At 38.6% G+C, this 14,967-nt stretch carries 14 protein-coding genes; 7 read left to right on the forward strand and 7 right to left on the reverse strand.

Annotated elements, in window-relative coordinates; all coding sequences use genetic code 11:
• The first annotated feature begins 47 nt into the window (after positions 1 to 47).
• Positions 48 to 2,450 carry a CDP-glycerol glycerophosphotransferase family protein gene (locus tag ACI4WO_RS06540; protein WP_439806757.1) on the forward strand — a complete coding sequence of 801 codons (2,403 nt, stop codon included), beginning with the start codon at positions 48 to 50 and terminating at the stop codon, positions 2,448 to 2,450.
• Positions 2,451 to 2,485: 35 nt separating this feature from the next.
• Here ACI4WO_RS06540 and trpS read toward each other — a convergent pair whose 3' ends face one another.
• The 7 genes from trpS to ACI4WO_RS06575 form a co-directional block, all read right to left on the reverse strand.
• On the reverse strand, positions 2,486 to 3,571 hold the full coding sequence (gene trpS, locus ACI4WO_RS06545) for a tryptophan--tRNA ligase (protein ID WP_439806758.1): 1,086 nt from the start codon (positions 3,569 to 3,571) through the stop codon (positions 2,486 to 2,488).
• 96 nt (positions 3,572 to 3,667) lie between these two features.
• Positions 3,668 to 5,035 (reverse strand): Sapep family Mn(2+)-dependent dipeptidase, encoded by a 1,368-nt coding sequence (locus ACI4WO_RS06550; RefSeq protein WP_439806759.1) that lies wholly within the window; start codon positions 5,033 to 5,035, stop codon positions 3,668 to 3,670.
• Positions 5,036 to 5,168: 133 nt separating this feature from the next.
• Positions 5,169 to 5,816, reverse strand: a complete 648-nt coding sequence (locus ACI4WO_RS06555) for a redox-sensing transcriptional repressor Rex (RefSeq protein WP_439806760.1) — start codon at positions 5,814 to 5,816, stop codon at positions 5,169 to 5,171.
• A 105-nt stretch (positions 5,817 to 5,921) separates the two neighbouring features.
• Positions 5,922 to 7,133 carry an NADP-dependent isocitrate dehydrogenase gene (locus ACI4WO_RS06560; protein WP_439806761.1) on the reverse strand — a complete coding sequence of 404 codons (1,212 nt, stop codon included), beginning with the start codon at positions 7,131 to 7,133 and terminating at the stop codon, positions 5,922 to 5,924.
• A 180-nt stretch (positions 7,134 to 7,313) separates the two neighbouring features.
• On the reverse strand, positions 7,314 to 8,081 hold the full coding sequence (locus ACI4WO_RS06565; protein WP_439806762.1) for a TraX family protein: 768 nt from the start codon (positions 8,079 to 8,081) through the stop codon (positions 7,314 to 7,316).
• 3 nt (positions 8,082 to 8,084) lie between these two features.
• Positions 8,085 to 8,300: a hypothetical protein gene (locus ACI4WO_RS06570; protein WP_439806763.1), complete on the reverse strand. Its 216-nt coding sequence runs from the start codon at positions 8,298 to 8,300 to the stop codon at positions 8,085 to 8,087.
• On the reverse strand, positions 8,300 to 10,237 hold the full coding sequence (locus tag ACI4WO_RS06575; protein ID WP_439806764.1) for an aconitate hydratase: 1,938 nt from the start codon (positions 10,235 to 10,237) through the stop codon (positions 8,300 to 8,302). Before ACI4WO_RS06575 ends, ACI4WO_RS06570 begins: the two co-directional genes overlap by 1 nt.
• Before the next feature lie 274 nt (positions 10,238 to 10,511).
• Between ACI4WO_RS06575 and ACI4WO_RS06580 the strand changes: the two genes are divergently transcribed.
• The 6 genes from ACI4WO_RS06580 to ACI4WO_RS06605 all read left to right on the forward strand — a co-directional run bounded on the left by ACI4WO_RS06580 (position 10,512) and on the right by ACI4WO_RS06605 (position 14,839).
• Positions 10,512 to 11,165 carry a cobalamin biosynthesis protein CobQ gene (locus tag ACI4WO_RS06580; protein WP_439806765.1) on the forward strand — a complete coding sequence of 218 codons (654 nt, stop codon included), beginning with the start codon at positions 10,512 to 10,514 and terminating at the stop codon, positions 11,163 to 11,165.
• Between the two features lie 21 nt (positions 11,166 to 11,186).
• Positions 11,187 to 11,393, forward strand: coding sequence for a 4Fe-4S dicluster domain-containing protein (locus ACI4WO_RS06585; RefSeq protein WP_439806766.1), 207 nt, complete (start codon positions 11,187 to 11,189; stop codon positions 11,391 to 11,393).
• Positions 11,394 to 11,436: 43 nt separating this feature from the next.
• Complete coding sequence (locus ACI4WO_RS06590) at positions 11,437 to 12,477, forward strand: 3-methyl-2-oxobutanoate dehydrogenase subunit VorB (RefSeq protein WP_439806770.1); 1,041 nt, start codon at positions 11,437 to 11,439, stop codon at positions 12,475 to 12,477.
• Positions 12,477 to 13,235, forward strand: coding sequence for a thiamine pyrophosphate-dependent enzyme (locus tag ACI4WO_RS06595; protein ID WP_439806767.1), 759 nt, complete (start codon positions 12,477 to 12,479; stop codon positions 13,233 to 13,235). The genes ACI4WO_RS06590 and ACI4WO_RS06595 overlap by 1 nt, the downstream gene beginning before the upstream one ends.
• Positions 13,228 to 13,758, forward strand: a complete 531-nt coding sequence (locus ACI4WO_RS06600) for a 2-oxoacid:acceptor oxidoreductase family protein (RefSeq protein WP_439806768.1) — start codon at positions 13,228 to 13,230, stop codon at positions 13,756 to 13,758. The genes ACI4WO_RS06595 and ACI4WO_RS06600 overlap by 8 nt, the downstream gene beginning before the upstream one ends.
• Positions 13,759 to 13,825: 67 nt before the next feature.
• A complete protein-coding gene (locus ACI4WO_RS06605) occupies positions 13,826 to 14,839 on the forward strand; it encodes a hypothetical protein (protein ID WP_439806769.1) in 1,014 nt (337 codons plus the stop codon).
• The last annotated feature ends 128 nt before the right edge of the window (positions 14,840 to 14,967 follow it).

Below are 14,967 nucleotides of genomic sequence, written 5' to 3' on the forward strand. Positions count from 1 at the left end.
GCCTGAAGTGGTGATCGTAATTTTTATTAAAAAACGGGGGAAGCTTAATGGCTTTGAAAAAAAATTTGAATAAAATACTGAACAAACTTAAAACACGAATATGGTTTAGTATATATTATGGCAAATATCTGAAAACCAATTTAAAAAATAATCTGGTTTTTATTGAGTCCAGAAACGGAACTGATCTTGCCGGAAACATTCTTTATATTACAAAGGAACTTTATGAAAATCCTGATTACAGTCATTTGAAGCTTTGTATATCTGCAAAGCCTTTTAAAACAGATGATGTAAAGGCAATGCTCAGACAATATGGAATTAAAAAAATAAAGTTTGTGAGAGCTGAATCGCTTAAATATTATAAGTATCTTACAAGAGCAAAATATCTGGTAAATGACACCTCATTTCCAAGAAGATTTATTAAAAAAGACGGACAGATTATTTTAAATACCTGGCATGGCACTCCTTTGAAAAATATGGGTCGTGATGTTGAAAATGAAGTATATAATATGGGAAACGTTATGAGAAACCTGGTTTTCAGTGATTTTCTGGTGTTTCCCAATGAGTATATGAAAGAAAAAATGGTAAGCGCATATATGCTGAAAAACTTATCAAAGGCTACTATTTTAAATGAAGGGTATCCGAGAAATTCTGTATTTTTCAATACTAAGAGAAGAAAGGAACTGCGTCAGGAATTCGGTATTGACGGTAAGCAGATTATAGTTTATATGCCTACATGGAGAGGTAAGGTAAACAGTTTCGATACGGAGCGTGTTATTCATGAGACTACACGTTTCCTTGAGGACATGGACAGCCGTCTTTCTGACAGCCAGCTTATGTATGTAAAATATCATCCTCTTATGAAGCTTAAGTTTGAAGATGATGAATATAAGCATATACTATCTTTCCCTACAGGTTATGAATACTATGAAATCCTGAATATGGCAGATACTCTTATAACGGATTATTCAAGTGTATTTTATGATTTCGCTAATTCACGCCAGAAAATAATACTTTATACCTATGATAAGGAAGAGTATTTCCGTGACAGGGGAGTTTATGTTTCTCTTGATGAGTTCCCGTTCCCTCAGACTACAAATGTGGACGAACTTATTGAAGCAATCAATGCTCCGAAGGATTACGATGATACGGAGTTTATTAAAAAATACTGTACTTATGATAATCCTGACGCTGTAAAGAAAATTTGTCAGAGAGTATTTCTTGATAAGCCTGTTACTAATGAAGAAAAGCTTATTCCTAACGGTAAAAAGAATATACTGATATATGCCGGAGATCTTAATAAAAATGGTATTACAACTGCATTGATTTCCGTTCTGGAGAATATTGATCTGAACAGATATAATTATTATATATCTTTCCGTGAAAGAAACCTCAGGGCTGATCCGACGAGAACAACAATACTTCCAAAAGAAGTCGGCGTTATTCCTATAAGCTCGGAAATGTTTTTTGATTTTAAATCTGCTTTTGCATATAACAAATTCACTAAGCATGGAAAGGAGACCGGAAAAATCAAAAAAGTTCTGGCTCAGGCGTATGCACGGGAAATCAGACGCCATTTCTATGGAATAAAATTTGATCATGTTATTCATTATAATGGATATGAAAATAATATTCAGGGAATGCTTACACAGTTTGACGCACGAAAAACAATATTTGTACACAACGATATGGTTCAGGAAATTGAAACCAAGCATAATCAGAATTTTTATCTGCTGAAATGGGCTTATAATGTCTGTGACAATGTTGTTGCTGTTTCTGAGGATATCGTAGAGTCAACATATCAGATAAGCGGCAGACGTGACAATATCAGAATCATAAGTAATTTCCACAATCATGATTCAGTAGTTATAAAGGGAGATATGCCTCTTGAATTTCAGAAGGAGACAGAAATCTTTTGCCCTAATCCTGACGGCATAAATCATTTGCTCAATTCGCCGGGAATGAAATTTATTACAATAGGAAGGTTTTCACCTGAAAAAGGTCATTTCAGACTTATTGACGCTTTTGAAGCTTTTCATAAGAATTATCCTGAGGCAAAACTTATTATCATCGGCGGACTGGGAAAGCTTTACGGCAAAACTGTTCAGAAAGTAAGAAAGACTGACTGTTGGGAAAATATTGCTCTTATTAAATCAATGAAAAATCCTATGCCTATTTTGAAAAGGTGCGATTTGTTCATACTTTCATCAATTTATGAGGGTCTGGGACTTGTTATGCTTGAAGCGGATTCTTTAGGCGTTCCGGTTTTTTCAACAGATGTTCACGGACCAAGTAAATTCCTTAAAGAAAACGGAGGATATCTTGTTGAGGACAGTACTGAGGGCATTTTACAGGGAATGTATGACTTTGCAGACGGCAAAATAAAGCCCATGAATATTGATTATATTTCCAGAAATGCAACAATAAGAGAACAGCTTGAGGAAATACTATAAAACGAAAAGCGGACTTTTACAGTCCGCTTTTTTGATTATACTTTATATTTTTCAGATTGTTCTTTTATCAGTTCTGCATCTTCAAAATAATTTATTTTCATTGCATTTTTTACACTCTTAAGTGTTTCAGCAGCCTTTTCTCTTGCCCTGACACTTCCTTTTTGAAGAATTTCATAAATATAAGGAATATCCTTTTCAAGCTCTTTGCGTCTTGCTCTGATAGGTTCAAGTTCTTCTTCAATAACCTTATTCAGGAATTTCTTTACCTTTACATCGCCCAGACCTCCTCTTTGATAATGCGCTTTCAGTTCATCAAGATTTGCATAATCAGGAAGATACTTTTCAAAATGATCCGGACGGCAGAATGCGTCAAGATATGTAAACACAGTATTCCCCTCGATTTTTCCCGGATCGCTTACCTGAATATGATCCGGGTCTGTATACATACTCATGATTTTTTTCTTTATGACTTCAGGTTCATCAGAAAGATAAATGCAGTTTCCTAAGGATTTGCTCATTTTAGCTTTTCCGTCTGTACCAGGAAGTCTTAAACACGCCTGATTTGACGGCAGAAGAATCTCAGGGTCAACCAGAGTTTCACCGTATACGCTGTTGAATTTATGTACAATTTCCTTTGTCTGTTCCAGCATAGGAAGCTGGTCTTCTCCTACAGGAACAGTTGTAGCCTGGAATGCTGTAATATCAGATGCCTGACTTATGGGATAGGTAAAAAATCCTACAGGAATGCTTGCTTCAAAATTACGCATTTTTATTTCATTCTTTACGGTAGGATTTCTCTGGAGTCTTGAAACTGTTACAAGATTCATGTAGTAACATGTCAGCTCACAAAGCTCAGGTATCTGAGACTGAATAAACAATGTTGATTTTGCAGGGTCAAGTCCGCATGACATATAGTCAAGAGCAACTTCAATAATATTCTGGCGAACCTTTTCAGGATTATCAGCATTATCTGTAAGTGCCTGAGCGTCAGCGATCATAATATAAATTTCATCATATTCTCCGGAATTCTGAAGTTCGACTCTTCTCTTAAGAGATCCTACATAATGACCTAAATGCAGCTTTCCGGTTGGTCTGTCACCGGTTAAAATAATTTTTTTCACGTTTAAATCCTCCGATTTGTTGTTAAAAACAACATAATTACACTATTAAAGTATACTCCAATACGGAAATTTTGTCAATATTTTTTGAATATTAAATCAGCTGCAGATTTCAATTGCAGCTCCGGCTGTCATTTGTGCATTGAGTATCATTTCTTCCAAAACTGTAAATTCATCAGCACAATGAATATTGTATTCTTTTCCTGGAAACTCTGCACCGAATGCTACACCTCCGGGAGTATTATGAACGTAAGTGCCTCCGCCGATTGCAATGCATTTTCCTTTTTCTCCTGTCATGTTTTCATAAACGCTTAAAAGGGACTGTATAAATTCGCTGTTTTCATCAACATAGTGGGGTTCAGAAGCGAGAATGCATTCATACTCAAAACCTATTTTTTCAAGAGTTTCATTTAATTTTTCATTGATCTGAGCTGATGTAAAACTTACCGGGAAACGCACGTCAAAGATTCCCTCAAGAAACTCTCCATCATATTCCATAACGCTTAAAACAAGTGTCAGCGCACCGGATTTTTCATCACTGCATTTTACTCCTGCATGTTTTCCGTTGGTTTCATCCGGAGGGAATATTTCTGAAAGATTTTTGAAAATTTTTGCTGATTCATCTCCGGGTACATTTCCCAGCAGCTGAATAAGTGAGGTCAGGGCGTTTTTTCCGCCTTCCGGAGTTGATGCGTGAGCAGATATGCCTGAAGAATTTATTTTAATTTCATTTTCAGAAATTACTGTTTTAAAATTACTGTCAATTCTTAATTTTTCACTGCATTCATGGGATAATACGGCATAAGCCTTTGATGGGACAGCATTTATTGTATCTCCGCCATGAATTTTCTTGATATATTTTCCGGATATTTTTTTAGTAAATTTTCCTCGTATCATACCCTTTTCTATATTAATTATCGGGTACTGTCCATCGGGAGTAAAAAGTTTTTCCGGAAGTTTTTCTTTTGTCTGATAATATTCAAGGTCATCCGAACCGTTTTCTTCATTACAGCCTACTATCAGTCTTATATTTTTTTTCAGAGGTACAAGCTCCTTAGCAGCTTTCAGTCCATAGAGTGCAGATACAGCAGGACCTTTGTCATCGGTAGTACCTCTTCCGTACAAAACTCCGTTTTTCCTTGTAAGCTCAAAGGGAGGATATGTCCAGCCTGTTCCGGGATCTACTACATCAAGATGGCAAAGTATACCAAGCTCAGGCATACCTGTTCCTGTTTCAATTACTCCGGCGTAATTATCAATATTTCTGACATTAAAACCCATTTCCTTGGCTTTTTCCAGAAATACTTCAAGAACCTTTGCAGAATTTTTTCCGTAAGGCATATTTTTTTCCGGTTTATCCATAACGCTTGGTATTTTCACAAGTTCTTCCAGAAACAACTCCATGTCATTGGAATATTCTGTACATTTTGCAAGTATTTCATTTGTCAGATGTTTACTAAGTGCCATTTTGATTCTCCGTTTCTAAAAAGATTTGACGGACGCCAGCTTTCAGACGTCCGTCATACTAATAGTTTGTTTTTACAGGCATATGAACACGGCTTTTCGTAAAACCTGAACACATTTCCTGTAAGAACAGTTTTTAATTTTCTTCTTCATCGGTATTGTTCAGACCATAAGCAAGAGTCATAAGACTGTCTGTCAGGTGAACGTTTTCCACAATGATTTTTTTACCGCTGTCAACGGCAAAGTCATAGTGACTGAAATTCCAGAATCCTTTTATACCGAGTTCAATAAGCTTGGGTGCAATTTCCTTTGCCGCATCTTTTGGAATGCACAAAACTGCACATACCGGGTGATTACTGCGGCAAAAGCTTTCAATTGTATTCATATTTGAAATTTTCAGATTTGAAATTATTTTACCGCATTTTTCAGGATTGCTGTCAAAAATGCCAATAAGCCTGAAGCCCCGCTTGTTAAAATCAATATGAGAAGCTATTGCCTTTCCGAGATTTCCGGCGCCTATAAGAATAGTTTTATTTCCGGCGTCAATTCCGAGAATTCTGGAAATTACTGAATGAAGTTCCTTCACATTATATCCGTATCCCTGCTGACCGAAACCTCCGAAACAGTTAAGATCCTGTCTTATCTGGGACGCTGTTAATCCCATCATTTCGGAAAGTTCTCTGCTTGATATACGAACAATCCCCTGCCGTTCAAGTTCCCCCAAAAACCTGTAATATCTGGGCAGGCGTTTAATTACCGGTGATGAAACTAAGGATTTTGACATATTATATCTCCGTTACCGCACTGCGTTCCCATATATTTATATATTATGATATGCAAAAAATGCACTGCGGATTCCGCTTTTAAAGGCTGCGGAAAGCCTGAATGATCATGCCATAAGTTTAGAAAGTCTGTTGTTTATTTCTTCAAGGAATTCCTTGGAGTTGACTTTTCTCTTGTTTTCAAGGCTTGAAAGCAGATAAAGATCACCTGTCATAACACCGTCTTCAATTGTCTGGATCGTAGCCTTTTCAAGTTTGTCAGCAAAGTCTGAAAGCTCTTTGTTTCCATCAAGCTCTCCTCTTTTTCTCAGCGCACCGCTCCATGCAAATATTGTAGCTACTGAGTTTGTGGAAGTTTCTTCTCCTTTTAAGTATTTGTAATAATGTCTCTGGACTGTTCCGTGAGCAGCTTCATATTCATAGATACCGTCCGGAGAAACTAAAACTGAGGTCATCATTGCAAGGCTTCCGAAAGCAGTGGAAACCATGTCAGACATTACATCGCCGTCATAGTTTTTACATGCCCAGATATATCCGCCGTTTGAACGGACAACTCTTGCAACGGCGTCGTCAATAAGAGTATAGAAATATTCAATTCCTGCTGCCTCAAATTTTTCCTTGTATTCCTTATCAAAGATTTCCTGGAAGATATCCTTGAATCTGTGGTCATATTTTTTGGAAATAGTATCCTTTGTGGCAAACCAGATATCCTGTTTCTGATCCAGAGCATAATTAAAGCATGCTTTTGCAAAGCCTTCAATACTCTTGTCAATATTGTGAAGACCCTGAATAATTCCGTCCCCTTCAAATTCATGAATAAGCTGTCTTGTTTCGTTTCCGTTTTTATCTGTAAAAACAAGCTCTGCCTTTCCGCCGCCCTTGACCTGCATTTCTGTGTTTTTGTAAACGTCGCCGTATGCATGACGGGCAATTGTAATAGGCTTTGTCCATGTAGGGATATAAGGTGTAATACCCTTTACGAGGATAGGAGTTCTGAAAACAGTACCGTCGAGAATTGCTCTGATTGTACCGTTAGGCGACTTCCACATTTCTGTAAGATTATATTCCGGCATTCTTGCAGCATTCGGAGTAATTGTAGCGCATTTTACTGCTACACCGTATTTTTTTGTAGCCTCAGCACTGTCAAATGTAACCTGATCCTTTGTCTTTTCACGGTTTTCAAGACCCAGATCATAGTATTCAGTATTAAGGTCAACATAAGGTTCGAGAAGAATTTCCTTGATCCACTTCCAGAGGATTCTTGTCATTTCATCTCCGTCCATTTCAACCAGCGGTGTTTTCATCTGAATTTTTGCCATTGTTTTTTCCTCCCTTTAATTTAAAAATCTTCAATTTTATGTCCATTAGCTCTTGCTATGGATGGTATTTTTTCATATACATCAGCGGTAACTATAATCAGTTCATAGTTGTTGCTGTCAATATCAATTGTGCATACAAATGATTTTACTATAAAACTTTAAGTTTTATAAAAAGCTTCTTTATAAAATAACATATTTAATCACAGCCAGCAACAGAAGATGTGCCGGATAGAAATAATAGAAAAACCACTTATAAGTCTTTCCGCCCCGTCTGACACCGTTATATTTCAGCAGAAATGGTACTGCAAGGAATGTTCCCAGCTTAAATAAATCGGTATACCATTGCCCTGAAGCAGCGCACATAATAATATCCAGTATAATATAAAATGCACTTGCAGCGCAGAAATATTTGATTTTTTCAATACGGTTATAATTGCTGCCGAAAATTAAAATATATACAACTGCAATTCCACCCCAGTCGCCAATCATAGATGCCAGACATATCAGCAGAATTATCATATTCTTAACAGCAGTTTCATATTTCGGACTGTCCCTGATAATCAGGGCGACAAGACCCAGAAACAGCGGAAACATTATGCTTGTCTGATTTATAATTTCGAGCTTTCCTGTTTGAAAGAAAGTATAAGGTAAATGAGAAATCAGAGCAAATATTCCAAGTCTCTGAGCATATTTTTTTACGTTACGGGTTTTGTAATAACCCTCTGCCACCATAAAACACATTATCGGTGCGGTAAGCCGCCCGATAACATGCATAGTCTGTCCGGCAATACTGGAAAACGGTACAAATGCCCATGCAGCATGGTCGATTACCATTGCAATTACTGCTATAAGCTTTAAAAGGTCTGATGTCAGTCCTTTTTTTCTTTTCTGATGAATGGTAACTTTTCTCAATGGTCTGTCCGGACGGTTAGATATATCAATTGCCATTTTTTACTCCACCGTGAAAATAATTATAAACGCAGCAATTACAGCAGGGATAAGAGAAATAATATTAATTGTTTTCTGTTTCATATTCGGACAGAATTTCTGCAAAAGCAGATTAAGAACAAAATATAATACTATACAAACCACGAGGGCGATAAGCTCGCTTTTGGATTCAATACGTATACTGCGTATTCTGGCAGGATAAATATTCAGCCAATTCATTATTTCATTGACTCCCTTGTATAATCCAGAAGACCGCCTGCGAGAATAATATCCTTTGTACGTCCGCTAAGCTCGCACAGTACAGGAATTTCTTTGCCTGTTGTCTTGTTTAAAACTGTAAGCTCAGACTTTCCGGCTTCAATTTCTGCTCTTACATTGTCAAGTACCAGTTCATCACCCTGTGAAACAGCGTCATAGTCAGCCTCATTAACAAATGTAAGCGGCAGGATACCGGCATTAATTAAGTTTGCTCTGTGAATTCTTGCAAATGATTTTACAAGAACAGCCTTGATTCCCAGATACAGAGGAGCTAGTGCGGCATGTTCTCTTGAAGAACCCTGACCGTAGTTTGAACCGCCTACGATAATGCTCTTGCCCATTTCCTTTGCTCTGGACGGGAATTTCTCGTCGCATATTGTAAAGCAGTGCTGTGAAATAGCCGGAATATTTGAACGCAGCGGAAGAATTTTAGCTCCGGCTGGCATAATATGGTCTGTTGTAATATTGTCGCCGACTTTCAGTGAAACTCCTGCATCAATTGAAGCATCAAGAGGAGATGTTTCAGGGAATGGCTTGATGTTTGGTCCTCTTAAGATTTCAACGCTGTCCATGTCAGCTTCAGCCACTGGCGGAACTACCATGTTGTCATTGATTTTGAATACCTCAGGCAGCTTAAATTCAGGCATATCGCCAAGCTCTCTCGGGTCTGTGAATACGCCGGCAATTGCGGAAGCTGCTGCAACCTCAGGAGAAACAAGATAAATCTGACCGTCCTTTGTACCGGAGCGTCCCTCAAAGTTTCTGTTAAAGGTTCTCAGGGAAATACCCTTTGAGTTAGGAGACTGACCCATGCCGATACATGGTCCGCATGCACTTTCAAGAATTCTCGCACCTGCGTCAATCATAATAGACAAAGCACCGTTTTCAGCAAGCATATTCAGAACCTGTTTTGAACCCGGAGCAATTGCAAGAGAAACGTCCGGATGAACCGTTCTGCCCTTTAAGATGTGTGCAACCTTAAGCATGTCCATAAGAGAGGAGTTTGTGCATGAACCGATACAGACCTGATCAATCTTGATCTTGCCGATTTCCTTTACTGATTTTACATTGTCAGGAGAATGAGGACAAGCAGCAAGAGGTTCAAGTTCACTTAAATTAATTGTCAGTTCTTCATCGTATTCAGCATCAGGGTCAGCTGAAAGCTCTGTCCATACTTCTTCTCTCTGCTGTGCCTTCAAAAATTCTCTTGTAATCTCATCAGATGGGAAGATAGATGTTGTAGCACCCAGTTCTGCACCCATATTTGTAATAGTAGCTCTTTCAGGAACAGAGAGTGTCTTAACACCTTCGCCGCAGTATTCTATAACCTTACCGACGCCGCCCTTTACTGAAAGGCGTCTTAATACTTCAAGAATAACGTCCTTTGCAGCAACCCATGGAGAAAGCTTGCCTGTAAGCTCAACCTTTACAACCTTCGGGCATGTAATGTAATATGCGCCGCCGCCCATTGCTACAGCAACATCAAGACCGCCTGCACCGATTGCAATCATACCGATACCGCCTCCGGTAGGAGTATGGCTGTCTGAGCCGATAAGAGTTTTTCCCGGAATGCCGAAACGTTCCAGATGAACCTGATGGCAGATACCGTTGCCCGGACGTGAGAAATAAATACCATGTTTCTTAGCAACACTGCCTATAAAACGGTGGTCATCGGCATTTTCAAAGCCGTTCTGGAGTGTATTATGGTCTATGTACGCAACACTTCTTTCAGTTTTAACTCTGGGAACGCCCATAGCCTCAAATTCAAGATAAGCCATTGTACCGGTAGCGTCCTGTGTCAGGGTCTGGTCGATTTTAATTCCTATTTCCTTTCCCTTTATCATTTCACCGTCAACAAGGTGAGCCTTCAATATTTTTTCAGTTAATGTTAAACCCATTGCAATCAGTCCTTTCAAGATTTTCACTTATATTTTACAACAAATACATAGGGTTTGTCAAGAAAATCACAATATCAGCATAAGTCAAAACGCAATTTATTTTAAAAAGAAAATTTTTACATTGGTTTAATCTTTTTAAAAAAAGGAAAAAGTATGAAAAACCTGTGAATTTTAAATTTTACTATTGATTTAAACTTTTTTTGTGCTATAATGAGAAATGAAACAACTTTTGTTTCGACAGAATAAAACACTATCGGAAAGCTATAATAAAAATATGAAAAAAATTAATATAATAACTGGTCATTACGGAAGCGGAAAAACTACCGTTTCAGTAAATGCCGCATTGAAAGCGTCCCGTGAAGCTCAGAAGGTTTCTATTGTGGATCTGGATATCGTTAATCCTTATTTCAGAACATCTGACTTTTCGGATATTTTTAAAGAAAATAATATTGAACTTTATGCGCCTGTATATGCAGGAACAAATCTTGACATTCCGGCTGTAAATTTTGATATGGAAAGAATAGTTTCCGACAGCGGATGCGTTATTGTGGATGTCGGCGGAGATGATTCCGGAGCATATGCTCTGGGACAGTATGCTTCGCTTTTCAATTCCATGAGGGAACAGACTGACATGTTTTATGTTATAAACTGTTACCGTTATCTTACAAAAACTCCGGCAGAGGCTATAGAACTTATGTATGAAATTGAAAATGCCTCAAGAATGAAGCATACGGGAATTATCAATAATTCCTCACTTGGTGCGGAAACCTCCGCCGAAGATATAGAAAAATCCTGTAAGTTTGCGGAAGAAACCGCAAGAATCGCAAATCTCCCGTTAATTTATACAACATACAGAAAGGGTGTTGATATCAGTGTCAGTCCGGGAGAGGAGCTGGAGCTTTTTATTAAGCCTATATGGGAAATGTAAAAAAGGAGGAAGTCTTTTTATATGCTGAAAATGACGGTTCTTTCTGATAAGTGCAAGGGGTGCGGACTGTGTACCACTGCCTGCCCGAAGAAAATTGTAGTTATTCAGAAGGATAACAGAAATTCAAAGGGATATTTTACAGCACAGTGTATTGACCAGGATTCCTGTGTAAGCTGTGCAATGTGTGCTATGATATGTCCCGACTGTGCTATAGAAATAAGAAAATAGCAAATATATAATAAAGGAAGTTTTTCATTTGGAAAGAAATTTAATGAAGGGCAATGAAGCCCTTGCCGAAGCGGCAATAAGAGCCGGATGCAGATGCTATTTCGGTTATCCTATAACTCCCCAGACTGAGATCGCCGCTTACATGGCCAAGCGTATGCCTAAGGAAGGAAGGGTTTTCCTTCAGGCTGAATCGGAAATTGCAGCTATTAATATGGTTCTGGGTGCGGCATCTGCCGGAGTAAGAGCTATGACATCTTCTTCGTCACCGGGTATTAGTCTGAAATCTGAGGGAGTTTCTTATATAGGTGCATGCGATCTGCCATGCGTTATTGTAAATGTTCAGAGAGGCGGTCCGGGTCTGGGAGGTATTCAGCCTTCACAGTCTGATTACTGGCAGGCTACTAAGGCTTTGGGTCACGGAGACTATCAGCTTCTTGTTTATGCACCGTCTTCAGTTCAGGAAATGGTGGATCTTGTAACAAAGGCATTTGACAATGCTGATAAATATCGTATGCCGGCTATGATTCTGGCAGACGGTCTTTTAGGACAGATGATGGAGCCTGTTTCATTTCCGGAAATCAGAGACAACCATTCGGAAAAACCGTGGGCTACAAACGGTCACGGAAACAAGCGTCCGCACAACATTATAAATTCACTGTTTTTGCAGGCGGACGAGCTTGAACGACTGAATGTTGAAAGATTCAAAAAATATGATATTGTAAAGAAAGAGTGTCCGGAAGCGGAAACATACCTTACAGAGGATGCAGACATACTTGTTGCAGCATACGGTGCAACAGCAAGAATCGCCAAGGCGGCAGTCAACAGAGCAAGAAAGGAAGGAATCAGGGCAGGACTGGTAAGACCTGTGACCTTATGGCCTTTCCCGGATCAGATTATAAAGGATGCGGCAAAAAATGTACATAGCATTCTTGTAACGGAAATGAGTATGGGACAGATGGTGGACGATGTGAAGCTTGCAGTTGAATGCTCTGTGCCTGTACATTTTTACGGAAGAACCGGAGGAGTAATTCCGGCACCTGATGAAATACTTAATGAAATAAGAAAGCTTGGAGGTGTTTCCTGATGGAGGTAGTATTTGAAAAGCCGAAGTCGCTGCTTGACGTGCCTATGCATTACTGTCCCGGATGTACCCACGGAATAATACACAGACTTATATGTGAAGTAATTGACGAAATGGGAATAGAAGGGGATACTATCGGAGTATGTCCGGTAGGCTGTTCGGTTATGGCTTATGATTATTTTGCCTGTGACATTATTGAAGCCCCTCACGGACGTGCTCCTGCGGTTGCAACAGGCGTCAAGAGAGCTTTGCCTGACAAATATGTCTTTACTTATCAGGGTGACGGCGATCTTGCCGCTATCGGTACTGCTGAAACGGTACACAGTGCTACAAGAGGGGAAAATATTGTCGTTATTTTCGTAAACAATACAATTTACGGTATGACAGGCGGACAGATGGCTCCTACAACTATTCCGGGACAGGTTACCCAGACCACTCCTTACGGACGTGACCCTAAAACTGCCGGATATCCGGTTAAAATATGCGAGATGCTTTCCGCACTTGATGGCGTGGCTCTTGCACAGAGAGTATCTGTTGACAGCGTTCCTCATATAAGGGAAGCAAAAAAGGCTATCAGAAAAGCTTTTGATAATCAGAAAAATAATCGGGGATTTTCTATTGTTGAAGTTCTCTCAACGTGTCCTACCAACTGGGGACTTGATCCTGCTGAGTCAATGGAATGGCTTCGACAGGAGGTTATTCCTTATTTCCCTCTGGGAGTATACAAGGACATTACTGCAAAGGAGGACGGAAATGAATAAGGAAATTTTACTGGCAGGCTTCGGCGGTCAGGGGATTCTGTTTGCCGGAAAGGTCTTAGCTTACTGCGGTCTTATTGATAAAAAGGAACTGTCATGGCTTCCGTCATACGGTCCGGAAATGAGGGGCGGTACGGCAAACTGTTCTGTGTGTATTTCCGATGAGCCGATAGCTTCTCCTCTGGTATCTGATCCGGATATGATGATGGCTATGAATCAGCCTTCTTTTGAAAAATTTATAGGAAAAGTAAAAAGCGGCGGCAAGGCGTTTATTGACAGTACAATGGTAAATATTAAATGCAGCAGAAATGATATTGAGTGCTATTATATTCCTGCAACTCAGCTCGCTACAGAAAATCAGATCACTGGTACTGCAAATATTATTCTCATAGGCAAAATGATAAAGGAAAGCGGTTTGTTTTCTATGGAAACTATAAAGAAAGCTCTTGAAAAATGCATTTCGCCAAAAAGAATGAATCTTATGGGAGTTAATCTGAAAGCAATTGAAATCGGAATGAGTTTATAGATTCAGTTCAGCCATCCTTGAATATATGTTTTAAGGATGGCTGAAATTATTTTATGTGAGATGAAATATGAGCAAACGAAAAAGGAAATATAAAAGAAAAAAGGCTTTGAGTGCTAAAGAACAGGCACGCAGACGGATTCTTCGTGAAAAGCGTAAGGAGAGAAAGAAAAGGGAGAATCGGTTCTTCTGGGTACAGATATGGGGCGGAATCGGCTTGGTGGCTGTGGCTTTTGTGCTTTTGATTATTTTTTGCATTGTTTCTGCAAAAACGGATACAAACGCTGTTGGGGTCTATATAGTTGCGGCAGATATATTATTTATTTCTTTCAACGATAAAAGCGGAATAAGAAGCTTTGTATTCAGGCGTTATCCGGATAATTTTATCTTTGCTGAATATCTTAAAAGCTGTGACAAGAAAAGAGCTTTCCCCATGGAGATTGCGAATACAGTTGGCTGTTACTCCTCTGTATTGTCGCTTATCTGGCATAAGCTTTCAGCTTTCTGGACAGTTATCTGGATAATCTGTATTATTGTGGGATTTTATTATATAATAACTGATACAGACTTTAAATATACGTTTAATAAAACATCTGATTATATGGATTCATCATTATTCCTGATGTTTACTCCATTGTATATGGGTTTATTTCATCTTGAGAATATTGATTTTAACAAAAAAATTGCCGTATTTACTATTGCTATATGTGCTGTCATTACAGGTTTATTTTTGCTTTTTTCTTCGTCATACAATGAGAAAACTTCGTTGATTTTTGACACCATGCTATTTTCTGCTCTATGCGGAGCTGCTGTTTTTCTGAGTGTAAATCAGAATATGGATTTTTCACAGCCACAGGTACATACAACAGAAATTGCTGACAAAAATTATGTATCGGGTAAATATTCCTCTTATGGTATCAGTTTTACAGACTGGAATGATTCTCAGGCTATGATTAACATTCATATCGACAGTGTAAGTTATAATCAATTGGAAATCGGGGATAGTGTTGTGATAGAAGAATATAAGGGAGCATTGGGAATGAAGTATTATAAATTTATCGGTAAAGCTGAATCGGATTTTTAGCATAAAAAGTTAAAATCAATTATCTTAAGAGAAAGCCTCTATTACAATGCGTTCTTGATACATTGAATTTATATTTTACTTACTGTCTGTAAGAACCCTTTTGATTTGGGTTCTTTTTTTCTTTACAC

This window comes from Porcipelethomonas sp. (genome assembly GCF_051893655.1).
Classification (GTDB): domain Bacteria; phylum Bacillota; class Clostridia; order Oscillospirales; family Ruminococcaceae; genus Porcipelethomonas.